26 protein-coding genes and 2 riboswitches are annotated in these 24,889 nt (G+C 60.7%); of the genes, 12 read left to right on the top strand and 14 right to left on the bottom strand.

Annotation, left to right across the window (positions count from 1 at the left end; genetic code table 11):
* Positions 1-234: 234 nt before the first annotated feature.
* The 3 genes from C5J22_RS31630 to C5J22_RS10155 all read right to left on the bottom strand — a co-directional run bounded on the left by C5J22_RS31630 (position 235) and on the right by C5J22_RS10155 (position 2,299).
* Positions 235-936, bottom strand: a complete 702-nt coding sequence (locus C5J22_RS31630; RefSeq protein ID WP_371412608.1) for an alpha/beta hydrolase fold domain-containing protein — start codon at positions 934-936, stop codon at positions 235-237.
* Positions 822-1,277 (bottom strand): alpha/beta hydrolase, encoded by a 456-nt coding sequence (locus tag C5J22_RS31635; RefSeq protein ID WP_245440339.1) that lies wholly within the window; start codon positions 1,275-1,277, stop codon positions 822-824. The genes C5J22_RS31630 and C5J22_RS31635 overlap by 115 nt, the downstream gene beginning before the upstream one ends.
* A 104-nt stretch (positions 1,278-1,381) precedes the next feature.
* Positions 1,382-2,299, bottom strand: a complete 918-nt coding sequence (locus C5J22_RS10155; protein ID WP_105438147.1) for a LysR substrate-binding domain-containing protein — start codon at positions 2,297-2,299, stop codon at positions 1,382-1,384.
* Between the two features lie 121 nt (positions 2,300-2,420).
* On the opposite strand from C5J22_RS10155, the gene C5J22_RS10160 reads away from it, so the two are divergent.
* The 6 genes from C5J22_RS10160 (at position 2,421) to C5J22_RS10185 (ending at position 9,243) form a co-directional block, all read left to right on the top strand.
* Positions 2,421-3,386 (top strand): tripartite tricarboxylate transporter substrate-binding protein, encoded by a 966-nt coding sequence (locus C5J22_RS10160; RefSeq protein ID WP_172746589.1) that lies wholly within the window; start codon positions 2,421-2,423, stop codon positions 3,384-3,386.
* Positions 3,387-3,435: 49 nt separating this feature from the next.
* Positions 3,436-3,888 (top strand): tripartite tricarboxylate transporter TctB family protein, encoded by a 453-nt coding sequence (locus C5J22_RS10165; protein WP_105438148.1) that lies wholly within the window; start codon positions 3,436-3,438, stop codon positions 3,886-3,888.
* Between the two features lie 6 nt (positions 3,889-3,894).
* Positions 3,895-5,400, top strand: coding sequence for a tripartite tricarboxylate transporter permease (locus C5J22_RS10170; RefSeq protein WP_105438491.1), 1,506 nt, complete (start codon positions 3,895-3,897; stop codon positions 5,398-5,400).
* A gap of 12 nt (positions 5,401-5,412) precedes the next feature.
* Positions 5,413-6,498, top strand: a complete 1,086-nt coding sequence (locus tag C5J22_RS10175) for a tartrate dehydrogenase (protein WP_105438149.1) — start codon at positions 5,413-5,415, stop codon at positions 6,496-6,498.
* 228 nt (positions 6,499-6,726) lie between these two features.
* Positions 6,727-8,040 carry a C4-dicarboxylate transporter DctA gene (gene dctA, locus C5J22_RS10180; RefSeq protein ID WP_105438150.1) on the top strand — a complete coding sequence of 438 codons (1,314 nt, stop codon included), beginning with the start codon at positions 6,727-6,729 and terminating at the stop codon, positions 8,038-8,040.
* 39 nt (positions 8,041-8,079) lie between these two features.
* Positions 8,080-9,243 (top strand): mandelate racemase/muconate lactonizing enzyme family protein, encoded by a 1,164-nt coding sequence (locus C5J22_RS10185; protein WP_105438151.1) that lies wholly within the window; start codon positions 8,080-8,082, stop codon positions 9,241-9,243.
* A gap of 681 nt (positions 9,244-9,924) precedes the next feature.
* Here C5J22_RS10185 and C5J22_RS10195 read toward each other — a convergent pair.
* On the bottom strand, positions 9,925-11,247 hold the full coding sequence (locus tag C5J22_RS10195; RefSeq protein ID WP_105438153.1) for an NtaA/DmoA family FMN-dependent monooxygenase: 1,323 nt from the start codon (positions 11,245-11,247) through the stop codon (positions 9,925-9,927).
* A 269-nt stretch (positions 11,248-11,516) separates the two neighbouring features.
* Positions 11,517-12,263: an NAD(P)-binding domain-containing protein gene (locus C5J22_RS10200; RefSeq protein WP_105438154.1), complete on the bottom strand. Its 747-nt coding sequence runs from the start codon at positions 12,261-12,263 to the stop codon at positions 11,517-11,519.
* A 334-nt stretch (positions 12,264-12,597) separates the two neighbouring features.
* Between C5J22_RS10200 and C5J22_RS10205 the strand changes: the two genes are divergently transcribed.
* Complete coding sequence (locus C5J22_RS10205; RefSeq protein WP_105438155.1) at positions 12,598-12,981, top strand: helix-turn-helix domain-containing protein; 384 nt, start codon at positions 12,598-12,600, stop codon at positions 12,979-12,981.
* Positions 12,982-13,442: 461 nt separating this feature from the next.
* On the opposite strand, the gene C5J22_RS32045 is transcribed toward C5J22_RS10205, so the two are convergent.
* Together C5J22_RS32045 and C5J22_RS32050 are read right to left on the bottom strand one after the other, a co-directional pair.
* A complete protein-coding gene (locus tag C5J22_RS32045; protein WP_371412589.1) occupies positions 13,443-13,763 on the bottom strand; it encodes a tyrosine-type recombinase/integrase in 321 nt (106 codons plus the stop codon).
* An 86-nt stretch (positions 13,764-13,849) separates the two neighbouring features.
* Entirely contained in the window at positions 13,850-14,380 is a 531-nt protein-coding gene (locus tag C5J22_RS32050; RefSeq protein ID WP_371412590.1) for a hypothetical protein, read from the bottom strand.
* 311 nt (positions 14,381-14,691) lie between these two features.
* Here C5J22_RS32050 and dusA point away from each other — a divergent pair, with 311 nt between their 5' ends.
* On the top strand, positions 14,692-15,687 hold the full coding sequence (gene dusA, locus C5J22_RS10215) for a tRNA dihydrouridine(20/20a) synthase DusA (protein WP_245440340.1): 996 nt from the start codon (positions 14,692-14,694) through the stop codon (positions 15,685-15,687).
* Positions 15,688-15,980: 293 nt separating this feature from the next.
* On the top strand, positions 15,981-16,631 hold the full coding sequence (locus tag C5J22_RS10220; protein ID WP_105438157.1) for a pyridoxamine 5'-phosphate oxidase family protein: 651 nt from the start codon (positions 15,981-15,983) through the stop codon (positions 16,629-16,631).
* Positions 16,632-16,673: 42 nt separating this feature from the next.
* Here the strand turns inward: C5J22_RS10220 and C5J22_RS10225 are convergent, their stop codons facing one another.
* The 6 genes from C5J22_RS10225 to gcvT form a co-directional block, all read right to left on the bottom strand.
* Positions 16,674-17,003 (bottom strand): flagellar basal body protein, encoded by a 330-nt coding sequence (locus C5J22_RS10225; RefSeq protein WP_105430318.1) that lies wholly within the window; start codon positions 17,001-17,003, stop codon positions 16,674-16,676.
* A gap of 244 nt (positions 17,004-17,247) precedes the next feature.
* The gene (locus tag C5J22_RS10230) at positions 17,248-17,532 is read right to left on the bottom strand and encodes a hypothetical protein (RefSeq protein ID WP_105438158.1); all 285 of its coding nucleotides are present in this window, start codon (positions 17,530-17,532) and stop codon (positions 17,248-17,250) included.
* Positions 17,533-17,663: 131 nt separating this feature from the next.
* On the bottom strand, positions 17,664-17,918 hold the full coding sequence (locus C5J22_RS10235; protein WP_105438159.1) for a hypothetical protein: 255 nt from the start codon (positions 17,916-17,918) through the stop codon (positions 17,664-17,666).
* Positions 17,919-18,054: 136 nt separating this feature from the next.
* Complete coding sequence (gene gcvP / locus C5J22_RS10240) at positions 18,055-20,922, bottom strand: aminomethyl-transferring glycine dehydrogenase (protein ID WP_105438160.1); 2,868 nt, start codon at positions 20,920-20,922, stop codon at positions 18,055-18,057.
* Positions 20,919-21,281 (bottom strand): glycine cleavage system protein GcvH, encoded by a 363-nt coding sequence (gene gcvH / locus C5J22_RS10245; protein ID WP_046636238.1) that lies wholly within the window; start codon positions 21,279-21,281, stop codon positions 20,919-20,921. Before gcvH ends, gcvP begins: the two co-directional genes overlap by 4 nt.
* A gap of 16 nt (positions 21,282-21,297) precedes the next feature.
* Positions 21,298-22,434, bottom strand: coding sequence for a glycine cleavage system aminomethyltransferase GcvT (gene gcvT, locus C5J22_RS10250; protein ID WP_105438161.1), 1,137 nt, complete (start codon positions 22,432-22,434; stop codon positions 21,298-21,300).
* 66 nt (positions 22,435-22,500) lie between these two features.
* Positions 22,501-22,580: riboswitch (glycine riboswitch) on the bottom strand.
* Positions 22,581-22,668: riboswitch (glycine riboswitch) on the bottom strand. It abuts the riboswitch before it with no gap.
* A 195-nt stretch (positions 22,669-22,863) separates the two neighbouring features.
* Here gcvT and C5J22_RS10255 point away from each other — a divergent pair.
* Both C5J22_RS10255 and C5J22_RS10260 read left to right on the top strand, forming a co-directional pair.
* Positions 22,864-23,241: a hypothetical protein gene (locus tag C5J22_RS10255; RefSeq protein ID WP_105438492.1), complete on the top strand. Its 378-nt coding sequence runs from the start codon at positions 22,864-22,866 to the stop codon at positions 23,239-23,241.
* Between the two features lie 67 nt (positions 23,242-23,308).
* Positions 23,309-23,797, top strand: coding sequence for a copper chaperone PCu(A)C (locus C5J22_RS10260; RefSeq protein ID WP_105438162.1), 489 nt, complete (start codon positions 23,309-23,311; stop codon positions 23,795-23,797).
* A 40-nt stretch (positions 23,798-23,837) separates the two neighbouring features.
* Here the strand turns inward: C5J22_RS10260 and C5J22_RS10265 are convergent, their stop codons facing one another.
* Positions 23,838-24,254, bottom strand: coding sequence for a DUF2000 domain-containing protein (locus C5J22_RS10265; protein ID WP_105438493.1), 417 nt, complete (start codon positions 24,252-24,254; stop codon positions 23,838-23,840).
* Between the two features lie 138 nt (positions 24,255-24,392).
* Here C5J22_RS10265 and C5J22_RS10270 point away from each other — a divergent pair, with 138 nt between their 5' ends.
* On the top strand, positions 24,393-24,878 hold the full coding sequence (locus C5J22_RS10270; RefSeq protein WP_105438163.1) for an Lrp/AsnC family transcriptional regulator: 486 nt from the start codon (positions 24,393-24,395) through the stop codon (positions 24,876-24,878).
* The last annotated feature ends 11 nt before the right edge of the window (positions 24,879-24,889 follow it).

The following is a 24,889-nucleotide window of genomic DNA, read 5'->3' on the forward strand; positions in this document are numbered from 1 at the left end:
GCTCACGAAGATCATTCGATAACGGTGCGGTCATGAGATGCCGGCCTCCATCCAACCAGTATCAGTGAATCAGAACAAAGCCGATTTGGGAATCCGGTATGATTCTGAAAAATGCGGAAACGCTCTAACGGAAAGGCTAATCATCTAAGCGCCTTGAGAAAGGATTGAGGACCAGTTCAACGCAGGTCGGCGCCTGCCTTTACCTTTGCTTTAGAGGAAGCCGTCTTACTGCCTTTAGAGATTTCCACCGTTGGAGTCCTGGGTTCCGCTGTTTCCCTTGATCGGGCCGCCTAATGTGGCATTGAACCACTCGACCACCCGGTTGATGATCGGGGGCTGATACCAGGTGAGATCACCGTGACCGGCGCCCTCGACAAGAACGTATTCGACCTTCTCGCCCTTCTTCTTCAGGGCCTCAAAAAGCTGGACGCTTTGCCTTGGCGAAACCAGCGTATCGGCACTACCATGCAGGATCAGAAAGGGTGGCTTGCTGCCCGCGACATGGCCCATGGAGCTCGCCTGCAAGGCCTTTGCAGGATTGCTGCTGATCGATGCCCCGGGGAAATCAGCAAAAGCCGTGCCGTTCACCAGCAGCGCCTCGGTCACCGCTGGCGATTGATGCACTTTAGCGATGGCATCCGGGAAGCCGTCGCCGATCTCAAGCAGATTGGAGATTCCGTACATCGTCACGGCCGCCTGGACATCGGAGGATTTATCGAGAAACTGGCCAGTGTCAAAGGCCTTCTCGCCATTGGTCATGCCAATCATCTGCGACACGTATCCACCAGCGGAATCACCGAGCACGCCGATGCGGGCAGGGTCTATTCCATACTCGTCGGCATGTTCGCGCAGATAGCGGATAGCCGCCTTGCCGTCCTCGACAAGTGCCGGATATTTGTTGGGACCGTGCGATATTGTGCGGCTGCGACCACGAATCCGGCCTTGGCGAGCGCCATGCGCAGATCGATGAATTTCTCATGATCCGCTGATATGAAGCCACCACCCGGGAAATAAACAATTGCCGGTTTAAGATCTTTCGTCCGGGGCACAAGCAGTGACATTTCGAGCTGGGTGATGGCTCGAACCTGCTTGATTTGCGTATAAACCACACCGCTGATCTCATCGATCTGGCCTTGTGTTTTTTCGATGCGGACAACCTGCGCACCCTCCGCGTAGCCCGGAAGCGAGGTCTTATCGTCAGCTTGAGCAAGACTGCTGGCCACTATGGTTGCTCCCAAGAACAAGGTGCCAAGACGTATTTTTTGCTTCGTCTTCATTTCGATTTTCTCCTAGGGAAGGGTGGATCAGATCACACTTTAGACGGTGGTTGGTAATTGCAGAACAAGAGCCCGCACGTCCGGCGGCTCAGTCACACTGACGGTTATGCCGGCTTTCGCTTGGATGCACTTTCGACCGTCGTCCAGAATTTCTCTGCCAACTCCGTCATCCTCGATCGGGATCGGATCAGCACGATCTTGACCGGGACCATCCACTTCTCGTCGCCGGCGATTGCGAGCTTTCCTTCAGGCTCCAGCTCGGATTTGGCAAGGCTGCGTGGTATCCAGGCGACACCCTTCCCCTCGAGTGCCAACGCTTTCAACACCATTGCCAGATGAGATGTGAACACACGAGCGAGATGCAGTTCGCTCCCGACGTGGGGCAGATTAGCCGCCAGGATCCGCCCCATGCCTGATTTCTCGTCAAACGATATATGAGCGATGGGCTCGGATGGTGTGCCTGGCAGTTTATGGATCGGCGTTCCATTTTTATCTTTTTGCGCCACCGGGAGAAGAACGTCGCTGGCCAGTTCCACGTGCTTGAAATCGGCTTCATGCAAGCGAATTTCGCTGTTCGGATGGAAGTGGCAGAGAAGAAACTGGGCTCGGCCTTCCGCCATCATCTTCTCACACTCGTTCATATTGTCCGAAAGAAGCCGGATCGGCACGGTAGAGACCGACGAGCCGAGGCTTTGGACCCAACCCGGGAAAAACGTGAAGGACAGAGCGTGCGTTGCCGCAAAGGTCAGGGTCGCGGTGGCGGATCGTTCCTGGCTCAAGTCGTGGACGGCCCGTTCGATCCTTTGAAGAATATCGTTTGCGGCATCCAGCATGATTTCGCCAGCAGGCGTGATCCTGATGCGGTGCGTCGACCGGTCGACCAGAACGGATCCGCTCCAGTCCTCGAAAGCCTTTATCCGACGGCCAAACGCGGGCTGGGTAATGTTGCGCACCTCCGCCGCTCTCGAGAAATTCAGCGTATCGGCGAGTGCCCACAAATCCAGAAGCCAGGCTGTATCCATCTCTTTTCCTCACTTGCGGCACCAATTGAAGCCGAAACGGCATTGGACCGTCAATCGCTTGTTCGCGAATGTTGTCTTGAGGAGTGCCGTTGTTGGAGACGACGGCTAATGGAGGAAGAAAATGAAGTTACTACCGATCATAGCGGCCTTTACGCTATCAGTCACCCAGGTTTTTGCCGCAGACTACCCGGAACGCAATATATTCATGGTGGTCCCCTACGCAGCGGGCGGGCCAACCGATACCATTGCCCGGCTTACCGCCGACGCCATGTCAAAGTCGCTCGGCAAGCAGATCGTCGTGGAGAACGTCGCAGGCGCAGGCGGTACGATTGGTGCCCGGCGTGTGGCCGACGCAGATCCGGATGGATATACGATCCTCATCCACCATATCGGAATGGCGACAGCTCCCGCACTCTACAGGCAGTTACCCTATAAACCGACGGAGGCTTTTGAGCCGATTGGCCTGGTCAGCGACGCTGCGATGACGGTGATCGCGCGCAATGAGTTCCCGGCTTCGACGTTTCAGGAACTCGTCGCCTACATCAAGCAGAACAGCACACAGGTCACCTATGCCCACGCCGGCATCGGCGCTGCGTCCCATCTCTGCGGAACGCTGTTCATGTCAACGATCGGAACGCAGATGACGACCGTTCCCTACAAGGGGAACGGGCCGATCATGACGGATTTGCTCGGTGGTCAGATCGATATGACCTGTGACCAGGCGACGAATACCGTCGGGCCGATCACGCAAAAGCAGGTGAAGGCATACGCGATCACCAGTGAAGCAAGGGCTGCCACGCTGCCCGACGTGCCGACGTCCACTGAGGCTGGATTGCCCGAATTCAAAGTCGGCGTCTGGCATGGCGTGTACGCGCCCAAGGGTACTCCGAAAGATGTCCTGGGCAAGCTGACGTCGGCTCTCCAGGCCGCAATGGACGACGCCGTGCTGAAAGAACGCTTTGCGCAGATCGCCACTATGCCTGCGACGAAGGAGCAGGCGACCCAGGAGGCGCTCCGTACCAAACTCGCTACCGAAATCAAGCGGTGGGATCCCATCATCAAGGCTGCCGGCCAGTTTGCGGATTAACGATGATGGTTCGGCTGCGGGTAAAGCCCGCAGTCGAACGGAGGATTTCATGGATATCAAGAACATTGCCGCTTCAGGCACGCTGCTGGCTGTCGGGCTCGGGTTCGGCATTTCGTCCGTGTTTACAATGGACGTCGGCTCTGCACTCCGCATGGGGCCGGGCTATTTCCCTCTGATCCTGTCGATCGTCATCACGGTGATCGGCATCGCCATTGGCATAAAGGCCCTCAGGGACAATGAAGTCTTTCACCCGCAGATCGCACCCTTGAAGGCTCTGGCCGCTATTATCATTGCCCCGATCCTGTTCGGCCTGACCGTCCGTGGCCTGGGCTTCGTTCCGGCAGTGGCGCTCACCTCGTTGTCTGCCGCAACTGCCGCGACCGGGCAAAAACCGCTTGTCGTTCTTGCCATCACGCTCGGCATAACCGTGTTCTGTCTGGGCGTTTTCTATTATGGCCTCGGGCTGCCCGTCCGTCTTATCGGCCCCTGGTTGGGAGTTTAGGCCATGATGGATCTGATCGGAAATCTCGGGCTCGGCCTGAGCGCTGCGCTGACGCCCTACAACATTCTCTTTTGTTTCGTGGGCACGCTGCTTGGAACACTGGTTGGCGTTCTCCCGGGGATCGGCCCGACCGCGACGATCGCCATGTTGCTGCCGATTACGCTGTCGCTTTCGCCCGAGACATCCCTGATTATGCTTGCCGGCATCTACTACGGCGCACAGTATGGCGGCTCGACGACGGCGATCCTCATCAATCTGCCAGGCGAATCCTCGTCGGCCGTGACGGCTCTGGACGGATACCAGATGGCCCGGCAGGGGAGGGCAGGACCGGCGCTTGCCGCCGCGGCGCTCAGTTCCTTCTTCGCCGGAACCATCGCGACTGTCGTCGTGGCCGCCCTTGCGCCGCCCTTGACGACAATTGCGTTGAAATTCGGCTCGCCTGAATATTTCGGCCTGATGGTGCTCGGGCTCGCTGCCTCCATCGTTCTTGCGCGCGGATCGGTGTTGAAAACGATCGCCATGGTCTCGATGGGCCTCGTCTTCGGACTTGTGGGAACAGACATCAACACCGGCGCAATGCGCTTCACACTTGGTCGGCCGGAGCTGGCGGATGGTTTGAACTTCGTCGCCGTTGCCGTGGGTCTGTTCGGCATCGCGGAAATACTACGAAACCTGGAGACGACGATCGAGCGAACCGCCGTCATCAGCCGTGTTGCTGGCCTCTGGCCAAGTCGCGCAGATTTCAAGGCCATGATCGGGCCGGCATGCCGGGGCACGCTGTTGGGGTCGGCACTTGGCGTTCTTCCGGGCGGCGGCGCGATCCTGGCGTCCTTCGCATCTTATGCGCTGGAGAAGAAAATCTCCAAGACACCAGAGCGCTTCGGCAATGGCGCGATCGAGGGAGTTGCGGGACCGGAGGCTGCGAACAATGCCGGGGCGCAGACCTCCTTCATTCCCATGCTGACCCTCGGCGTGCCCGCCAATCCCGTCATGGCGCTCATGATCGGCGCGATGATCATCCAGGGCATCGTGCCGGGACCGCAGGTCGCGACCGAGCAACCCGTTCTGTTCTGGGGCCTCATCGCCTCGATGTGGATCGGCAACCTGCTTCTCGTCGTGCTCAACCTGCCATTGATCGGCCTGTGGGTTAAGCTTCTGACCGTTCCCTACACGGTGCTGTTTCCGGCGATCCTCGCCTTCGCCTCGATTGGCGTCTACAGCGTGAACTCCAACACGTTCGATCTCTATGTGATGGCAGCGTTCGGTGTGTTCGGTTACGCGTTGTCGAAGCTGGATTTCGAGCCCGCGCCCATGCTGCTGGGCTTCGTCCTCGGGCCCCTGCTGGAGGAGCATCTGCGCAGGGCGATGACGATTTCGCACGGCGACGTTTCCGTCTTCTTTACCCGGCCCATTAGCGCGGGACTTCTGACGGTTGCCCTCATCGTGCTGATCGTCGCCTTTCTCCCCAACATCGCGAGACGTCGCAACCAGGTCTTTGTCGAGGAAGACTGATCGAATTGGAGCATGACTTTGGAAAAAAGAACCAACCGCGTACACAAGATCGCCTCCATCGCCGGAGACGGCATCGGCAAGGAAGTCGTTCCCGAAGGCCTCCGGGTTCTTGAAGCGGCGTCGAAGAAGTTCGGCTTCGAGCTCCAGATCGACACTTTCGACTTCGCATCGTGCGACTACTATGTGAAGCACGGGCAGATGATGCCGGAGGACTGGAAGGCGCAGATCGGCAGCCATGACGCCATCTTCTTCGGCGCAGTCGGCTGGCCGGAGATCGTTCCCGATCATATCTCGCTCTGGGGCTCGCTCATCCAGTTCCGGCGGGAGTTCGACCAGTATGTCAGTCTGAGGCCCGTGCGGCTGATGCCCGGCGTCACGTCGCCTCTGGCCGGGCGCGGCCCCGGCGATATCGACTTCTACGTCGTTCGCGAGAATACCGAGGGTGAATATTCATCGGTCGGCGGGCGCATCTTTCCGGGGACCGAGCGGGAAACGGTTCTTCAGGAAACGGTGATGACGCGTATCGGCGTCGACCGGATCCTGAAATTCGCCTTCGAACTCGCGCAGACCCGGCCCCGCAAGCGGCTGACCTCAGCCACCAAGTCGAACGGCATCTCCATCTCGATGCCCTATTGGGACGAGCGCGTCGAGGAGATGGCTAAGTCCTATCCGGATATCACCTGGGACAAATACCATATTGATATTCTCTGCGCGCATTTCGTACTCAATCCTGACCGCTTCGATGTGGTGGTGGCATCGAACCTGTTTGGCGACATCCTGTCGGATTTGGGTCCTGCCTGCACGGGCACGATCGGCATCGCGCCTTCGGGAAACATCAATCCGGAGCGAAAATTTCCCTCTCTTTTCGAGCCGGTTCACGGAACGGCCCCCGACATTGCCGGGCAGGGGATAGCTAATCCGATTGGCCAAATCTGGTCGGCAGCGATGATGCTCGAACATCTCGGAGAGCATGAAGCTAGCGCCGCAGTCATGAATGGGATCGAGACCGTTCTGGCAGACGAGCGGCTTCGCACGCGTGATCTCGGCGGCACCGCGGATACCGTCACCTGCGGAAAGGCTGTTGCCGACACGCTTTAAGTAAATGCCTGCTGCGCGTGCCACTCGTGCGCGCAGCACGGCTGAAGCCGGGATGGCATAGGAGGCGACGGCCCACTGTGAACCTTGATCAAGGCGCGCAGTATTCAGTGCCGAAATGGCATCAATACAAATTATTTATGCATTGGGACGCTCGATCCGGTTCCGGTAGCTTTCGCCTCAGTCGGCTTGTCCGGCGCTGCGGAGGTCAGCAAATAAGAGGAGGTCATCATGGCACGACGGTTGCTGGGACAACTATATATTCAGGTCCTCATCGGGATCGGCATCGGTATCATCGTTGGTCTTGTATTCCCCGACGTTGCCACGAAGCTTCAGCCGCTCGCCGATGGCTTCATCAAGCTGATCAAGATGCTTCTTGCGCCGGTCATCTTTGCGACCGTCGTACTCGGCATCGCCAAGATGGGCGACATCAAGGAAGTCGGAAAGACGGGCGCCCGCGCGCTGATCTATTTCGAGGTCGTCTCCACCATCGCCCTCGTGCTCGGCCTGATCGTCGTCAACATCATGCAGCCGGGCGTCGGCATGAACATCGACGCCAACACGCTCGATGCCGGCGCCATCTCGCAGTACCAGCAGACCGCACAGACGCAGGGCGGGTTCGTCGAGTTCGTGATGAACATCATTCCGACCACGATGGTCGATGCCTTCGCCAAGGGGGCGATGCTTCAGGTCATCCTTCTGGCCGTGCTGGTGGGTATCGCCCTCGTCCAGATCGGCGAGCGCGGCAAGCCTGTCGTCGACGTGCTCGACGCGTTCCTGCTCGCCCTGTTCCGCATTGTCGGCATGGTCATGCGGCTTGCGCCCATCGGCGCCGGCGCCGGAGTCGCCTACACGATCGGCAAGCACGGCATCGGCACGCTCGGGTCGCTTGGCCACCTGATGCTGGCCGTCTACCTGACCTCGGCTCTGTTCGTCGTCTTCGTCCTCGGCACTGTCGCACGCTGGTCCGGCTTTCCGTTGCTGCACTTCTTCCGCTACTTCAAGGACGAGATCCTGATCGTTCTCGCCACCTGCTCGTCGGAAGCCGTGCTGCCGCGGATGATGGTCAAGCTCGAGCGTCTCGGCTGCAAGAAGTCGGTGGTCGGCCTGGTCCTGCCGACCGGCTACACGTTCAACGCCGACGGGACCTGCATCTACCTGACGATGGCCGCCGTCTTCGTCGCGCAGGCCACCAACACGCCGCTCGGCATCGAGGGCCAGTTGCTGATCCTCGGCGTCCTCCTCCTGACGTCGAAGGGATCGGCCGGCGTTGCGGGTGCGGGCTTCGTGACGCTTGCCGCCACACTGTCGAGCTTCCACGCCATTCCGATTGCGGGCCTTGTGCTGTTGCTCGGCGTCGATCGCTTCATGAACGAGGCGCGGGCCGTCGTGAACCTCATCGGCAATGGCGTTGCGACCATCGCCATCGCCAAGTGGGAAGGGGCTCTTGATCGGGCCACTGTTGAGGCTGTCATCGCCGAACAACACGGGGAAATTCCCCGCAGGATCACGGCTTCGGGCCAGGCTCTCGAAGTCCAGCACTAATCAAACCATCAACCCAACTCAGTGAAATGGAGATCCAGCATGCGTATCGTAGACGTCTGCGAAGTTACCAAGCCAATCGCGTCGCCCATCCGCAACGCCTATATCGACTTCTCGAAAATGACGGCCAGCCTCGTTGCTGTCGTGACCGATGTCGTCAAGGATGGCCGTCGCGTCGTCGGCTATGGCTTCAACTCGAACGGCCGTTACGGCCAGGGCGGCCTGATCCGCGAACGGTTCAAGGATCGCATCCTGCAGGCAGACCCGGACAGCCTGATCAACGACGCCGGCACGAATCTCGATCCGCACAAGGTCTGGTCGACCATGATGATGAACGAGAAGCCTGGCGGTCACGGCGAGCGCTCGGTGGCCGTCGGTACCATCGACATGGCCATCTGGGATGCGGTCGCAAAGATCGAGGGTAAGCCGCTCTTCCGCCTGCTCGCCGACATGAAGGGCCGTGAGGCGAACCCGAAGGTTTTCGTCTACGCCGCCGGCGGCTACTACTACCCCGGCAAGGACAACAGCGCGCTGCGCAAGGAAATGCGCGGCTATCTCGACCGCGGCTACAACGTCGTCAAGATGAAGATCGGTGGCGCCTCCATTGACGAGGACCGCGGCCGCATCGAGTCGGTGCTGGAGGAAATCGGTTCCGAGGCGAAGCTGGCAGTGGATGCGAACGGCCGCTTCGATCTGGAGACCGGCATTGCCTACGCCAAAATGCTGCGCGACTATCCGCTCTTCTGGTACGAGGAAATAGGGGATCCGCTCGACTACGCGCTGCAGGCGGCCATTTCTGAGTTCTACGACGGCCCGATGGCGACCGGCGAGAACCTCTTCTCCCACCAGGATGCCCGCAACCTGCTGCGCTACGGCGGCATGCGTGCCGACCGCGACTTCCTGCAGTTCGACTGCGCCCTGTCCTACGGTCTTGTCGAGTACCTGCGTACGCTGGACGTCCTGCGCCAGTTCGGCTGGTCGCCGTCGCGCTGCATCCCGCATGGCGGTCACCAGATGTCGCTCAACATCGCCGCAGGACTTGGGCTCGGCGGTAACGAGAGTTATCCGGATCTCTTCCAGCCCTATGGCGGCTTCCCGGACGGCGTGAAGGTCATCGACGGCCACATTACCATGCCGGACCTGCCGGGCATCGGCTTCGAAGGAAAATCCGACCTGATCAAGGTCATGCGCGAACTCGCCAAATAAGGGCGTCGGCCGTGGGGGGCGTTCATGTCGCTCCCCACGCTTTCACTTCACGGATACCTCGCCATGATCGATCTTTTCGCTGCAATACTGCCGGGGGTAGGCTCAGCAACCTGCTAAGTTGCTTGCGGAGATAGCAAGCGGATTGTCATCGCTGCGATGCAATTTTGCTGCGTGTCACCAAGCTTCGTCGGATCGCCGGTGGGCCAGACCACGCCACGAGAATCTGCTATCGCTGCGTGGTCCTGACACCAATGACGGTAGCTATCGGAACCGTCCACCGGGGTACGAATGGCGATAACTGGGTATTTTCTGCCGGTATCATACCCCCGAAACAGATCGCAAGCCGTTCGGATATCGCCAACTGCGCCGATTCAATGCTCGCGAAACCGAGCTGTCGTGATCCCCGAATGACCTTGTCGTGCCATCCCGCCCGTTCTATGTCGTGGCCCCTCCTCGACCTGTCCAGACCACCCCAAGTCCTAGTGCCGTCGACCACGACGCGTGGCATCGTCAACATGACCGCCCTGGTGGTGACCGAAGGCGTCAGCAATTGGTAAGGCGATTAGATGACGATTCCCTCCGCAGCCGAATTCGATCAGGCGAGCCTCCGGACGATGATCGATACGTTCCGTTCCTCGGGCAGGCGAGTGTTCGTTGCTTTCACTCGATGCAACTCTCCGTTCACGGCAGGATGCGCGGATCGAGCCCGTACTGGGGCGGTGCGCCGAGATGGTCGCGCAGGGTCGTTCCCTCGTAGTCGCGATGAAACAGTCCGCGATCCTGCAGGAGAGGGACCACTTCATCAACGAGCGCATCGATGCCGTCCTCGTAGACGTCGGGCGATACCCAGAAGCCGTCGGCCGCACCGGCCTCGAACCAGGACTGCATATGATCGGCAGCCTCGACGGCGGGTCCGGCGGTAACAGGGTGATAGTCGATCACCCCATGCGCCAGAATGTCCCGCAGGCTCCAGCCCTGCCGAGCGATATCGAGCGCATGCGCTGAGCGGGGATCGCGCGGCGACGGGCGGGCCGCCGAAAGCTGAGCCAAGGACAGCGGCTCGTCGAGCCGGGTCAAGTCGAGCTGCAACCCCAGCATCTGCCCAAGATAGCCGACGCGCTGCGGGAAGGTTTGCCCGCTCACGGCAATCCGGCGATCGAGCCCGCTCCGTCGGTCGGGCGTGATCGTCGTCATCAGGCCCGCAAAGAACTTGACGTCGTCGGGATCGCGCCCGGCACGTTCTGTCGCGTTGCGAAGCGCGGTGCGCTGAGCACGGGCCGCCTCGATCGTGTAGACTGCACCGATCACCCCGCTCGCATATCGAGCTGCAACCTCCAATCCCTGATCGCCCCCGCCAGCCTGAAAGATCACGGGTTGGCCCTGTTCGGACGGCGGTAACGGCAGTGGACCGCTGGAGCCGACATGGCTTCCGCGCAGGTTGACGGGCTGAATCCTGGAAGCGTCCGCGAAACGCCCCGATGCGGCGTCGTGCACCCAGGCGTCCTTTTCCCAACTGCCCCAGAGAGCCTGAACGATCTGGATCGACTCATGGAGCCGCTGGTACTTTTCGCCGCGGGACGGAAGGTCGCGACCGTAATTGGCGGCGATCGCCGGATCGCTGCTGGGGACCGCATTCCATCCCGCCCGGCCATGGCTCATCAGGTCGAGGGCCTTGAACTGGCGCGCCAGATTATAGGGCTCGTTGAATGTGGACGAACCGGTCGCGACCAGCCCGATCCGTTCGGTGCCCCGCGCGACGGCCGCAAGCGTCATCATCGGATCGATGTTGATCATCGGGGCTTCGATCTCGACATTACCCGTCAGCACCGGAAAGTCCGGCATGAACAGGAACTGAAACTTGCCGCGTTCCGCTGCCTGGGCGTATCTGACCTGGCTGTCGAAGTTCGTGTAGTTCCTGGAATCCACACCCGGCATTCGCCACGCACCCGGCTGCGAACCGTAGCCGTTCCCGAAAAGCATGCCGATGATCATTTGTCTGGTCATGATTATCCTCACGGCTGCTGCCGTCCACGTTCCGCTACCTTCAGGATGCGGCTCTTATTTGTTGAGTGTTCTTTCCGCCTGCATGGCAACCGTGCCCGCACGACCAGCCTTGTTCTCGGCATCAGGTTCGGACCGGTCGTGGTCTCGCAAGACTCTGGGTCGCCCCTCTTCAGTCCGTCGGAACGCGAGGTAGCCCAGGCAGATTGAGAGTGCATCACGTTGGAGATCAGAAGCGGCGGGCGGCGGCTCGACAGCTGCCACCTTCGTATTTACCTGTAGATCGCCCTGTTGAGGTTTACCAGATAATCTCCAAACGGCCCTTTCTGGCCACTCTCGATCCTTTCCTGGAAGGCAGCAGCGGCAAGGTCGCGTCTCTTGGGAAGGCGGGTCTTTTCAGCTGAAGCCAAAGCCCCTGGCATTTCGTCGCGCGTCAAGTCGGTGCAATATGCCGGCGAACCGGGTTGTTGCCGCCATGATTCTGAAATTGCGCCAGCATCGTAAGCCGTGAAACCGGTGGCTTCGACCAGGGTCATGCCAACCTTGCGGTCACGGTCATCGTCGGCCGCCACAGGAATAGCGATCCTATCAGGGTCGCCCTCAGGTTTGTTTTTGTAAGCAAATGAGTCTGTGCCGATCGCGTTCCACGCCTTCACGATAGGGCGACCCAGGTGTTCGCTGACCCAGACACTTTCGACTTTCCCCTGTTCCAGTTCGTCGATTTTGCCGTCGCGCATCGGATAGTAGTTCGACGTGTCGATGACGACCGTCTCTGCCGGCACAGACGATACCAGCGAGGCGATGTCGCCAATGCGGTTGAGAGGAATCGAAAGTATCAAGGCTTCTACATCCAAGGCGGCTTCCTGGGCCGTCACAGCGCGGGCACCCGAAGACAGGACGTCTGCATCGATCGTTTCGGGCCCGCGCGAGTTGGCGACCTTGACGTCGTGTCCTGCCGCGCTCAAGCGCTGTGCGATGGTTTTGCCGATATTGCCGACACCAATGATACCGATTTTCATTTTGTTCTCCTTTTTGTTGAATTCGTAAGGATGTCAGACGTAGAGCGTGCGCTCACGCGCAATCGTCTTGCCTACCGACACCAGTTGGCCGACGAGGATCGTAGGCGCACCTGCGATCCCGCGCCCACTGAGTCGCCGACAGCACAGCAGCTCGCTCATCGTCACGGGTGATAGTTCTGCACGGAATGTGCGTTTGCGGGCGACGTCACGGATTGTCTCCAGTCATGAGGTTCTCTCATTCGTCATTGCAGTTGATGGTGCTCCGAAGAGTAGGTACAACTGCAGCAATGGGCAAGAACCCACCAAAGGGTGTGTAACCCACATGGAGGTAAGTATGGCAGTAGAGCGTGACTGGCGCTGTGACGATCCCAAACAGCAACTGATCTGGGCGGCCGCGACCAGGGATGCATTACAGGTACTGGAGGGCAAGTGGAAAATTGTCATCATCTGCCAGCTGTTCGGTGCAAAGGGGCCGCTTAGATTTTCGGAACTCGAGAAGCGTGTAGAGGGCGTGAACCAGAAGATGCTCATCCAGCAACTCAAAGAGCTGGAAAAAGACGGAATCGTCACGCGGACCGTGTTCCCTCAGGTTCCGCCAAGGGTGGAATATGCGCTCAGTGAGATGGGGATCGCGCTTGGTCCATCCATGGCGGAACTTATCGACTGGGCTTTCATGCGACGCGACGCACGCGCTGCGGTGTCACTGGATCCGGCGTAAACGGCAAATACCGCTTCCAGCCACCACCCGTCGCGCATTGCCAGAACGAGAGAAGTGCGCTGCCCGGCAGCCTCCCATCTGCGGAGATTGATCCGCTTGCCTCGCTTCCGATCCCGTAAACGTCATCAAATAGTCCCGGCCTTCTGGGCGGGTGTCAGTCCATCAAACAAGATGCTCTCCGAAGAATGACTGTAGCTTTTTCGAAGGGAATCTCGTCATCCCGTCCGCTCCAGGTTCTCATTTTGATTGTATGTGGGCAGAATATGCGCGCCACAGCATAGATTAGGTGGGCGGGTAAACAGGTAGTTGAACTGGCGAAGATGCGAGCCTAGGCCGCTAGCTTTGGAAGACGCTTTTCAACCAGCCGCAGGAATGGTTGGTTGTGAGCCCCCACAACCAATCCCTTCTCCGCGCTACGCGGCTCTGCATGGCACCGGTGGCTCAGCAGGCTCGTCGGCTACTTATTTGGTGTCGATGGCCAACTGAAGGCCGTGCCAGCCCGCATATTTATCGCCCGTCTCTCGAATGTGCGTATATCGCTTAAGGCTGACCCACGATCGATGCCCGCTGACCGCTGCGACATGGGGAATATTCCAACCCATCTCAAACAATCGTGAAACTCCCTCGTGGCGCAGGTCGTGAAAGCGTAAATCCTTGATATCCAGTAACTTGCAGGTGCGCGTGAAGTTGGCTGTGATGGCATCGGTGGAGTAGGGGAAGATCTCGGGCTTGCTCCTGGGCATGCTTTCTATGATCCGGATCGCCTCGTCGGGAAGGTCCACCCACATGTCATTGCCGATCTTTTCTCCTGGGTGCTTCATATCGCGGACAAGAATACGTTCGTGCTCCTTCTGAAATTCGTCCCAGGCTACGCGAGTAATCTCTCTTGGCGGCGCGCGGAGAAGAGCGCGAAAACAATGACCTTGTGCATCGGCATCGCTTGAGGGACCTTCTTGCGGCGTTCCATGAAATGGGCGAGCAGTTGATCGAGTTCTTCCAACGTGGGTCTTCGATTGCGCTGGATGGAGCGGGAAACGATGCCCATACGGCGTGCGACCTTGATCGCATCCTTCATCTCCTGCTCGTCGAGCCGGTAATCCCACATCGGCCGCGCGATCGCGAAGATTGCAGCTAGGTGGCTCGCGTAGTTTCCAACCGTTTGCGGTTTGGCTGTCAGTGACTGCAGAAACGCAACGATGTCTTTTGACTTGATCGTGGAGCAGGGCATATTGGCGATGTCATAGTTCCCGATCGCTTTCAAAACTAGCGCCTTTGTATGGCCTATATCCTTGATGGACTCCTCTGTGTAACGATCGATGGCTTTCGCCAATGTCGGGTCAGCCGCTATAGCGCCAGCGATAGCTCCCGGCTTCGCGAGTTCCCGCTCGCGCTTCTTCATCCACGCAGCCGCCGCCGGCCATCTGTTAAAAGTCTCCGTCTCGTGATAAGTCACGCCATCCCGCATAACTCGCACGCGTGCCATGTAGCTGACGCTGCCATCCTTTAGCGCACGCGGGGTGGTAGCGCCTATGACCGCATCCTCGTTTGGTAGATGGCGATTCCAGTTGGTACAATGTATCAAGCCATGTCCGAAACGGGCGGATTTGGTACAAGATGAGCTTGAACAAAACGGAGAACAGAGTGTTACAAGAGCCTGTAAAACAAGAAAAAAATAGATACTTCAAGGCTCCAGTTTTCGCCGTTGCGCCGATGATCGATTGGACGGACAGGCATTGCCGTTTCCTGCATCGGCAATTGTCGAAATCCGCGCTGCTCTATACCGAGATGGTGGTGGCCGATGCGATCATTCATGGGCCGCGCGACAGGCTCTTGTCCTTTTCGCCGGCCGAACATCCGGTCGCGCTGCAGCTCGGCGGTTCCGACCCGGCAAAGCTGGCCGAGGCGGTGCGGATTGCTGCCGATTTCGGCTATGACGAGATCAACCTCAATGTCGGCTGCCCGTCGGACCGGGTGCAGTCGGGCACTTTTGGCGCCTGCCTGATGCGGGATCCGGCGCATGTGGCCGACCTCGTCACCGCGATGAAGCGGGTGTCGAGCGTGCCGGTCACCGTGAAATGCCGGATCGGCGTCGACGACCAGGAGCCGACGGACGTGCTGCCGGATTTTCTCGCCCAGGTAATCGGGGCGGGGGCGGATGCGGTCTGGATCCATGCCCGCAAGGCCTGGCTGCAGGGGCTTTCGCCGAAGGAAAACCGCGAAGTGCCGCCGCTCGACTACGAGCTGGTCTATGCCATGAAGCGGGCAAATCCGGACGCGTTCATCGGCATCAACGGCGGCATCGCCGACTTCGAGCAGGCGGCCAACCATCTCGCCCATATGGACGGGGTGATGCTCGGCCGCGCCGCCTATCACAATACCGGGCTTCTGGCCGGGGTGGATGCGTTTCTGAAGGATGCCAGCCCTGCGGGGGTCGCAACCGCCGAGTTCGACTGGCTGGCGCTGCGCGACACGATGGCGGACTATGCGGCGGAGCTGATCGGCCGGGGCGGGCGGCTGCATCACGTCACAAGGCACATGGTCGGGCTGTTCCAGGGGTTTGCAGGCGCACGGCGGTTTCGCCAGATCCTCTCCACCGACGCCACCCGCCCGGGTGCCGGACCGGAGGTCATCGCGGCCGCTTTCGCGGTGGTGGATATCGACGGCGGCCCTCGGGTTCAACACGAGGAGAAGAAGCTGGCTGGGTGAGGGGCGGAGATTTTCGAGCTCCCACAAGACACACTCCTCCCTTGGCGATCCTCGGATCTCCGCCGGTTTCTCCAATGGTATCGAACGGACTTCAAGAATCCGGCGACACCATCCGGTCAGCCACCACCACTGCCAGCAGGTGTATTGATCCTAGATAACAACTGGTGTATTCCTCATGATGAGGTACGTACCTCAGCCAAGCTCTTGTGGCGAGTGGTGGCGAATAGCCGAGGTCAGTTACGTTCCAGACTTTATGGTCGGCGACAGGATCAGAGGCAGTTTAGGAGGTGATCATGACGGGCTTGCAACTCAATCCAGATTTCGCCATCGCGGACGAGGAGTCGCTTCGGAGGCTTTTCGACCCAACTCACTCACTGGCAATACTGAAGAGTCAGGATTCACTGGGCGAGCACGCGCAAGAGTTCATTCGGCGCTCGCCTTTCTTATGCATAGGCACCCAGAACTTGGAGGGAAAGGCCGACGTCAGTCCCCGCGGTGATCCTCCGGGATTCGTCAAGGTTCTTGATGAGCGCACCCTTGCGATCCCGGATCGGCCTGGCAATAACCGCCTTGATACATTGAGCAACATCATCGCCAACCCAAGCGTCGGGCTGTTGTTCGTAATCCCCGGTTTTGACGATACATTGCGCGTAAACGGGCGGGCAACACTCACCAACGACCCTCAACTCTTGAAGGGCATGAGCATCACTGATCGAGTCCCGAAACTCGCTATCATCGTAAGAGTGAGCGAAGTCTTCATGCATTGCGCCAAGGCGTTCAGACGGTCCCGCCTGTGGAGCCCGGATCATTTCCAGGGCCGCACCGAGATGCCCTCACTGATAAAGATCATTCTGGATGAGACGACAGGGGCGCCGAGGGACAGGGATGAAATGCGAAAGATGGACGAAGAACTCGAACAAGACTACCGAAGGACACTCTACTAACTGCCCGGAACGGACCGAAGCGGGCTCCGCTATCGCCCCCCCTCAATCCCGCTTGATGCTCATCAGCACGGCCCACATGTCCGCGCCCGTCTCGAACGCTGCCGCGTTGGCCGCATAACCCTGTGCCGAGGTGAAGGCGTCGAGCATTTCGCTGGCCATGTCGACATTCGAGCTTTCGGGGAAGGTGACCGAGGTCGACGGGGTGACGGTGGTGGTGACGCCGCCGGAATTGGGGAGCGAGGAGACCTGGGTGTCGAGGCGGTTGTAGCCGGGGGTCTGGGCATTGGCGATGTTGTGGGCCGCGGTCGCGAGGCGTTTCGCCTGGGCTTGCATGCCCGAAACCGCAATGTTCATCACCGACGACAGACCCATGGCAAAGCATCCCCAAACCCGATGACAGATGTTTTAGGGCAAGAGCTTCAAGGAAGACTGAACGGGAAGGGTAAGGGAAACGTATTGCGGCGCGGCACAGATGTGCCGGAACGGGGCGGGGACCTGTCGGGAAGGCGCTATCTGCGCTTGAACGCGTTTCCGTCGCGTGTCCCGAGGCATCCTCGTCGGACGGATGCCGTCGCAATGACGGAGGCCGGCGCCCAGGCGGGTCAGATCGGGGGCGTCAGGTGTGGCTGCGCAGGTCCAGATGCACCACGACCCCGGATTCGGTGTGCGCCCGCTGGCGCTTCATCACGCGGGAACCGGACAGGAAGACGGCGACCGCGGCCAGCCGCGCCGGATCGGTCAGTCCGCGCCTGTAATAGCGGAAGACGATCCAGGCGAGCAGCTCCGTTTCGGTGGGGTCAACGGGAGGGCGGATGGTCTGCGCAAGTCGCACCGCTTCGCGCATCGCCTGCAGATCATGCATGGTCATGACATGCGGAAAAAACGTCCAATCATCGGACATGGGGGCTGTCCCGGTTCTGGAAACTGCCCTGATAGAATATCAAAAACGGCAAAGCTGTCAGGGAAAGTCCGGTAGCGTACCGAAGGGCCGAGCTCCGTCCCTGGTCGGCTTCGATTGCGCGCTGCGGTAGTTCACAGAAGGTCGGCCGGGATCACTTCGCGGATGGCGTCCGGAACAAAAACCTCCGCCAGCATCTCGCCTTCAGCGCTGCAGATCCGGGTGCTGCGAAGCGTGAACTTCGCCTGTGCCGCAAGGGAATCCGCGGCGAGTTCGCGGATGGCACGGCGCGCCGAATTTTTCGCAGCGTCGAGATCGGCGAATTCCACCCCTTCGGGATCGGTGACGAATTTGCCGGTAAAGTTGATGTGAAAAAAGAACCGCTGCATGGCGAGCTCCTTTGCCGCACCCCGCAAACCATGGGGCGGCGTCGGAGTTCCCGTGCGGTAGCGTACAAAGAGGGCGTCGGGTGGATCGCCTCGCCTCCGGGGATCGATCCGGGGCGAGGCGAGATGGAGGGGTAATTTACTCGGCTGCCTCCGCGTAAGCCTCCAGCGGCGGGCAGGTGCAGACGAGGTTGCGGTCGCCATAGACATTGTCGACGCGGTTGACCGGGGACCAGTATTTGTCGACGCGGAAGGCGCCCGGCGGGTAGCAGGCCTGCTCACGGGAATAGGGGCGGTCCCATTCGCCGACCAGGTCTTCCACCGTGTGCGGGGCGTTCTTCAGCGGGTTGTTCAACCGGTCCATGCGACCGTCCTCGATGGCGCGGGCCTCCTCGCGGATCGCCAACATCGCATCGCAGAACCGGTCGATCTCGGCCTTGGTCTCGCTTTCGGTCGGCTCGATCATCAGCGTGCCGGCGACCGGCCAGCTCATGGTCGGCGCATGGAAACCGCAGTCGATCAGGCGTTTTGCGACGTCGTCGACGCTGACGCCGGCCGAGACGTTGAGCGGGCGCGTGTCGATGATGCATTCGTGCGCGACGCGGCCTGCCTCCGACTTGTAGAGCACGTCATAGGCTTGCCTCAGCCGTGCGGCGATATAGTTGGCGTTGAGGATCGCCACCTTGGTCGCCTGGGTGAGGCCTTCGCCGCCCATCATCAGGCAATAGGACCAGGAGATCGGCAGGATCGACGGGGAGCCGAAGGGGGCCGCCGAGACGGCACCCTCACGGCCGTCCGTCGCCGGATGGCCGGGGAGGTGTGCCGCCAGATGCGACTTGACGCCGATCGGGCCCATGCCGGGACCGCCGCCGCCATGCGGGATGCAAAAGGTCTTGTGCAGGTTGAGGTGGGAGACGTCGGAGCCGATGTCGCCGGGGCGGGAGAGGCCGACCATGGCGTTCATGTTGGCGCCGTCGAGATAGACTTGGCCGCCATGCTTGTGCGTGATCTCGCAGATTTCGCGCACGGTTTCCTCGAAGACGCCGTGGGTCGAGGGGTAGGTGATCATGCAGGCCGAAAGGTTTGCCGCATGCTGCTCGGCCTTGGCGCGAAAGTCTTCGAGGTCGATATCGCCGTTGTCGCGGACCTTGACGACGACCACCTTCATGCCGACCATCTGGGCGGACGCCGGGTTGGTGCCGTGCGCGGACGTCGGGATGAGGCAGACGTCGCGATGGGTATCGCCATTGGCGATGTGGTAGTTGCGGATGGTGAGCAGGCCGGCATATTCGCCTTGCGCGCCGGAATTCGGCTGCAGGGAAAAGGCGTCGTAGCCGGTGATCTGGCAGAGTTTGGCGGAGAGATCGTCGATCATCTCCTTGTAGCCGAGCGCCTGGTCCGCGGGCACGAAGGGATGGATGTCGGCAAATTCCGGCCAGGTGATCGGCAGCATTTCCGCCGTCGCATTGAGTTTCATGGTGCAGGAGCCGAGCGGGATCATCGCCCGGTCGAGCGCCAGGTCCCGGTCCGAGAGCCGGCGGATATAGCGGGTCATCTCGCTTTCGGCGCGGTTCATGTGGAAGATCGGGTGGGTCATGTAGTCGGATTTGCGCAGGAGCGCGATCGGCAGGCGCCAGGTGGGCTCGAAATCCGAAACCTTGAAATTGCCTCCAAAAGCCCGCCAGACGGCTTCGAGCGTCGCGGGGCGGGTGCGCTCGTCGAGCGACATGCCGATGCGGGTTTCGCCGACCTTCCTGAGATTGACGCCCTCGGCAACCGCGGCGCGCATGATCAGGCCCTGCATATGGCCGACCTCGACGGTAATCGTGTCGAAGAACGTGTCGGGCTCGATCGTGTAGCCGAGCTTTTCCAGGCCCTTGGCCATCAGCACGGCCTTGCGGTGGACCTGCTGGGCGATCGCCTTCAACCCGTCCGGACCGTGGAAGACGCCGTACATAGAGGCCATGACGGCGAGCAGGACCTGGGCGGTGCAGATGTTCGAAGTCGCCTTTTCGCGGCGGATATGCTGCTCGCGGGTCTGCAGCGACAGGCGGTAGGCGCGGTTGCCGCGGCTGTCGACCGAGACGCCGACCAGGCGCCCGGGCATGGCGCGCTTGTGAGCGTCCTTCACCGCCATATAGGCCGCGTGCGGGCCGCCGTAGCCGACCGGCACGCCGAAGCGCTGGGAGGAGCCGATGGCGATGTCGGCGCCCATTTCGCCGGGGGATTTGAGGAGCGTCAGCGCAAGTGGATCGGCGGCGACGGCGGCGACCGCGCCGGTCTGGTGCAGGCGGGAGATCAGGCCGGTGAAATCGCGGACATGGCCGTTGGTGCCCGGATACTGGAAGATCGCGCCGAACACGTCGACCGGGTCGAGATCGGTCATCGGGTCGCCGATGACGACGCTCCAGCCGAGCGGGGCGGCGCGGGTTTCGATCAGCGCGATCGTCTGCGGGTGGCAGGCGGCATCGACGAAGAAGGCTGTCGCCTTGGATTTGGCCTGGCGCTGGCAGAGCGCCATGGCTTCAGCAGCGGCAGTCGCCTCGTCGAGCAGCGAGGCGTTGGCGACGTCGAGGCCGGTCAAATCGCAGATCATCGTCTGGAAATTGAGGAGCGCCTCGAGGCGGCCCTGGCTGATTTCCGGCTGGTAGGGCGTGTAGGCGGTGTACCAGGCCGGGTTTTCAAGGATGTTGCGCTGGATGACCGGCGGCGTGATCGTGCCGTAATAGCCCTGGCCGATCAGCGAGACGAGCGCCTTGTTGCGGTTGGCGGTGTCGCGCAGCTTGTCGAGCGCCTCGCGTTCGGTCAGCGCCGGACCCCAGGCAAGCGGTGCCGTCTGGCGGATCGAGGATGGCACGGTGGCGTCGATCAGGGCGTCGAGGCTCTTGTAGCCGACCACCTTCAGCATCTCGGCCATTTCGGCCGGCGAGGGACCGATATGGCGGCGGTTGGCGAAGTCGTAGGGCTGGTAGTCGGTAAAATGGAAATCGGTGCTGTCGGTGGTCATGCGATCAGTTCCTGGTAGGCGGCCTCGTCGAGCAGGGCGTCGGCGTCGGAGGCGGTCTTGAGCTTCAGCTTGAAGAACCAGCCTGCTCCTTGAGGATCGGAATTGACAATCGAGGGATCGTCGACGATCGCCTGGTTGACCTCGGTGACTTCGCCGTCCAGCGGACAATAGACGTCGGAGGCTGCCTTGACGCTCTCGACGGTCGCGGCATTGCCGTCCTTGGTGAGTATGGCGCCGACTTCCGGCAGTTCCACGAAAACGAGGTCGCCGAGCTGTTCGGCGGCGTGGGAGGTGATGCCGACGGTCGCGATACCGTCTTCGAGCTTCAGCCATTCGTGTTCGGCGGTGAATTTCAACATGGTTCTCTCCGGAGGATTATCGTTTGTAGGTGGGGGTGATGAAGGGCAGGGCGGCGACCGTGAGGCCTAAGTATTTGCCGCGCACCTCCGCGAAGATCTGACAGCCTGGTTCGGCAAAGCGGGTCGGGACGTAGCCCATGGCGACCGGGCCTTCGACCGAGGGGCCGAACGTGCCGGAGGTGACTTCGCCGAGTTCGGTCTGCCCCTCTGGATCCGCGTAAAGCTTGGCGTGGGAGCGGACGGGCGCCTTGCCTTCCGGCTTCAGGCCGACGCGGCGGCGGGAGGTGCCGTTCGCGAGCTCACCGAGGATACGGTCGGCGCCCGGAAAACCGCCGGCGCGGACGCCGCCAGCGCGGCGGGGTTTCTGGATCGCCCACTCGAGTGCGGCCTCGATCGGCGAGGTGGTCGTGTCGATGTCGTTGCCATAAAGGCAGAGGCCGGCCTCTAGGCGCAGCGAATCGCGGGCGCCGAGGCCGATCGGCTGGCAGTGCAGGTCTTCGAGCAGCGCCTTGGCGATCTGTTCGACCTGGTCTGCCGGAACCGAAATCTCGAACCCGTCCTCGCCGGAATAACCGGAGCGGGAGATGATGCAGTCGACATCGTGCAGGGACGCGTCGCGGACGTCCATGAACTTCATGGAGGTGACATCCGGCCAGAGAGCCGCCAGTGCGCCCTCTGCACGCGGACCCTGGAGGGCGATGAGCGCGCGGTCTTCGAGGAGTTCGACGTCGCAATTGGTCAGATGCGCCTGCAGGTGGGCGAGGTCGGCCTCCTTGCAGGAGGCGTTGACGACGACGAACAGGTGATCGCCGCGATTGGTGATCATCAGGTCGTCGAGGATACCGCCGTTGTCGTCGGTGAAGAAGCCGTAGCGCTGGCGGCCGGGTTTGAGGCCGAGGATATCGACCGGCACCAGGGTTTCGAGCGCAAGTGCTGCATCCTCGTAAGCACCGGATTTCGCACGGATGACGACCTGGCCCATATGGGAAACGTCGAAAAGCCCGGCGGCGGTGCGGGTGTGCAGATGTTCCTTCAGCACGCCGGCTGGATATTGCACAGGCATGTCGTAGCCGGCAAAGGGCACCATCCTGGCGCCGAGCGACAGATGGAGGGCGTGAAGCGGGGTGGTCTTGAGAACGGTTTGATCGTCCAAGGACGCCTCCAGGGTTGGCGCATTTCAAGCGCCGGCTCAGATTCAGGCGCAGTGATGCACCGGTTATGAGCCCCCTCTGTCCTTTGCGCCTGAGATTGTTATCCCTTCGGCGAGCCCTCTTCGGGCTTCTCTCCAGAGTTCCTGTCGGTCGACTGCTGGTCCTTTTGCCTGAGAGTTTCCGGGGCGGTTGCTCCTTCGGCACCGCATTTAAGCGGCTTCTCCCAGCGAGTCTGGGCGGTATTATCGGCCTCGATCACCATTTGGCAAGCCCTCCATGTCGCACGAAACACTATTTTTGTCGCAATGCAGCAAACGCGATTTGACCTAATGCAACGGCTGGCGAAATGACTGAAAAAAACGCGGCAAAAAGGGCTTTTGCGCTTTGCCACGATTTGGGTTATTCCGGCAGGCATTCGGACAGGCGAGACGATGACGACACGGCTCAACACGGCGGCGAACTCAACGCGCATTTTCTGCGCGATGCTGCTGCTTTTGCTGGGATTTGCCCATCAGCCGGTCCAGGCGGCAGCGCCGCTCGATTCCTACAGCGAAGCCTATCGCCTGCCGGACGGCACGTTTGCCGACATCTGCTCGGAAGGCGACCACGGCCATCAGATGCCGGCGGCAAAGCCGCTCTGCGAAGTCTGCCTGCTCTCCGCATCGGTCATCCTGCCGCCGCCGGAGAATGAAGCCTGGCCTGGCCGCGAGCGCGCCTCGCTCGCCAACCCGCTGCGCCAATTTTCGCGACTGCTCGGCACGAGTGCCGTCGCCCGGCCGAAATCCCGCGCGCCCCCGATTTCGATCTGATGCTTTAACGCTCTCAGATCAATCGCGGTCGACCGGCAAGAATGCTGTCACCGCATGGAGATATTCCATGAAGACTTTCACCAAACTCGCTTTCCTCGGCATTTTCGCTGCGACCGGCATTATTATTGCGGGAGCTGCGGCCGCTCAGGAGGCGCCCACCAAGCTCGCCGACCTGGAAATCACCAGTGCCTTCACCAAGGCGATGCTGCCCGGCCAGCCGGTTGGCGGCGGTTATCTCACCATCAAGAACAACGGCAAATCCGACGACATGCTGGTTTCGGTCTCGTCGCCGGCCTCGGGCACCGTGGAGATGCACGAGATGGCGATGCAGGGCGAGGTAATGAAAATGCGCAAACTCGATACCGGGATCGCCATCCCGGCGGGCAAGACCGTCGAACTGACGCCCGGCGGGCTGCACCTGATGTTCATCAAGGTCAAGGAACCCTTCAAGCAGGGCGGCAAAGTGCCGGTGACCCTGACGTTCGAGAAGGCCGGCAAGGTCGACATCACGCTGCCTGTCGAAGCGGCGGGGCCGGGCGGCCACATGCACAAGTAAGATTCGATGGAGCCTGCTCCCCGGAGCAGGCTCTTCGTCTCTAGCGCAGCAGTTTGAGGCTGCCGGTCAACGACTTTATCCATTTCGAAGGCCCGGCGAGGCCAAGGCCGTCGATCTCCTCTTCCGCGAGATCGCGATCGGGGAAGGCGGCCTCGTAGTCGTGGTAGTCGTGCAGCGATCTGGCGAAAGCCGGAAAGGGCACGACGGCGCGGTTCTCGGTCTGCTCCATGGCCTTCAGCATCAGGGATCGGATCGTATCCGCCTGCGCCTGCAGGATCGGCACCGGCAGGGAAGAACTGATATCGATCGTGCGACCCTGGCGATCGGTCAGCCGGCGAGCCGCGAGCGCAGGCACGCGAGCGCCAAGGCCGATCGAGATGGCGCCGGCCGTGTTGGCAAGGAGACCGAGCGGCAGGGTAGGGTTGACGATGATGGCGATGCGGGTGTCGTCGGTCATGGGCAGGCAGGATATCCATTCATGGAAGGGGATCTGCACATTACTCCGCATCGCCCGGTCGATCCTGCCTTTTACTTCTCCCTTTCGGGATTTTGGGGTAGGATCTACCTCTTAATGTGGAACTATGGGTAGAGTTTGATGGCAAACGACGTTGAGCCGGCGGATATACGAATTCTGGAAGCGTTGCAGGACGATGGCCGCCTGACCAACCAGGCGCTCGCGGACAGGATCGGCCTTTCGACATCTCCGAGCTGGCGGCGCGTGCGGCATCTCGAGGAGACGGGCGTCATCCAAGGATACAAGGCGGTGCTGAACCGAAAGGCGATCGGTCTCGGCGTACTTGCCTTCATCCGCGTCAAGATCGACAGTCATAGCGAAGAGGAGGCGGAAGCGTTCGCGGCCGAGGTGATCGGGCTCGACGAGGTGGTCGCCTGCTACAGCATCGCGGGTGACGCGGATTTCCTGCTGCAGGTCGTCTCACCGGATCTCGACGCCTATGCGGATTTCGCCATGTCGACGTTGCGGCGATTACCGCGCATAAAGGAAATGCAGACGACCTTCGTCCTCAAGGAAATCAAGGCCTTCGACGGATTTCCGCTGCGTTTTGCCGGCAAGCGGACCTAGCGAGCCGACGG

The organism is Neorhizobium sp. T25_13 (assembly GCF_002968675.1).
GTDB lineage: Bacteria > Pseudomonadota > Alphaproteobacteria > Rhizobiales > Rhizobiaceae > Neorhizobium > Neorhizobium tomejilense.

Coding starts and splice junctions, on each gene's coding strand:
- C5J22_RS31635 (WP_245440339.1), bottom strand. CDS start 1,277: ATGAAGACGAAGCAAAAAATACGTCTTGGCACCTTGTTCTTGGGAGCA.
- C5J22_RS10155 (WP_105438147.1), bottom strand. CDS start 2,299: ATGGATACAGCCTGGCTTCTGGATTTGTGGGCACTCGCCGATACGCTG.
- C5J22_RS10160 (WP_172746589.1), top strand. CDS start 2,421: ATGAAGTTACTACCGATCATAGCGGCCTTTACGCTATCAGTCACCCAG.
- C5J22_RS10165 (WP_105438148.1), top strand. CDS start 3,436: ATGGATATCAAGAACATTGCCGCTTCAGGCACGCTGCTGGCTGTCGGG.
- C5J22_RS10170 (WP_105438491.1), top strand. CDS start 3,895: ATGGATCTGATCGGAAATCTCGGGCTCGGCCTGAGCGCTGCGCTGACG.
- C5J22_RS10175 (WP_105438149.1), top strand. CDS start 5,413: ATGACTTTGGAAAAAAGAACCAACCGCGTACACAAGATCGCCTCCATC.
- dctA (WP_105438150.1), top strand. CDS start 6,727: ATGGCACGACGGTTGCTGGGACAACTATATATTCAGGTCCTCATCGGG.
- C5J22_RS10185 (WP_105438151.1), top strand. CDS start 8,080: ATGCGTATCGTAGACGTCTGCGAAGTTACCAAGCCAATCGCGTCGCCC.
- C5J22_RS10195 (WP_105438153.1), bottom strand. CDS start 11,247: ATGACCAGACAAATGATCATCGGCATGCTTTTCGGGAACGGCTACGGT.
- C5J22_RS10200 (WP_105438154.1), bottom strand. CDS start 12,263: ATGAAAATCGGTATCATTGGTGTCGGCAATATCGGCAAAACCATCGCA.
- C5J22_RS10205 (WP_105438155.1), top strand. CDS start 12,598: ATGGCAGTAGAGCGTGACTGGCGCTGTGACGATCCCAAACAGCAACTG.
- C5J22_RS32050 (WP_371412590.1), bottom strand. CDS start 14,380: ATGAAGAAGCGCGAGCGGGAACTCGCGAAGCCGGGAGCTATCGCTGGC.
- dusA (WP_245440340.1), top strand. CDS start 14,692: ATGATCGATTGGACGGACAGGCATTGCCGTTTCCTGCATCGGCAATTG.
- C5J22_RS10220 (WP_105438157.1), top strand. CDS start 15,981: ATGACGGGCTTGCAACTCAATCCAGATTTCGCCATCGCGGACGAGGAG.
- C5J22_RS10225 (WP_105430318.1), bottom strand. CDS start 17,003: ATGGGTCTGTCGTCGGTGATGAACATTGCGGTTTCGGGCATGCAAGCC.
- C5J22_RS10230 (WP_105438158.1), bottom strand. CDS start 17,532: ATGTCCGATGATTGGACGTTTTTTCCGCATGTCATGACCATGCATGAT.
- C5J22_RS10235 (WP_105438159.1), bottom strand. CDS start 17,918: ATGCAGCGGTTCTTTTTTCACATCAACTTTACCGGCAAATTCGTCACC.
- gcvP (WP_105438160.1), bottom strand. CDS start 20,922: ATGACCACCGACAGCACCGATTTCCATTTTACCGACTACCAGCCCTAC.
- gcvH (WP_046636238.1), bottom strand. CDS start 21,281: ATGTTGAAATTCACCGCCGAACACGAATGGCTGAAGCTCGAAGACGGT.
- C5J22_RS10255 (WP_105438492.1), top strand. CDS start 22,864: ATGACGACACGGCTCAACACGGCGGCGAACTCAACGCGCATTTTCTGC.
- C5J22_RS10260 (WP_105438162.1), top strand. CDS start 23,309: ATGAAGACTTTCACCAAACTCGCTTTCCTCGGCATTTTCGCTGCGACC.
- C5J22_RS10265 (WP_105438493.1), bottom strand. CDS start 24,254: ATGACCGACGACACCCGCATCGCCATCATCGTCAACCCTACCCTGCCG.
- C5J22_RS10270 (WP_105438163.1), top strand. CDS start 24,393: ATGGCAAACGACGTTGAGCCGGCGGATATACGAATTCTGGAAGCGTTG.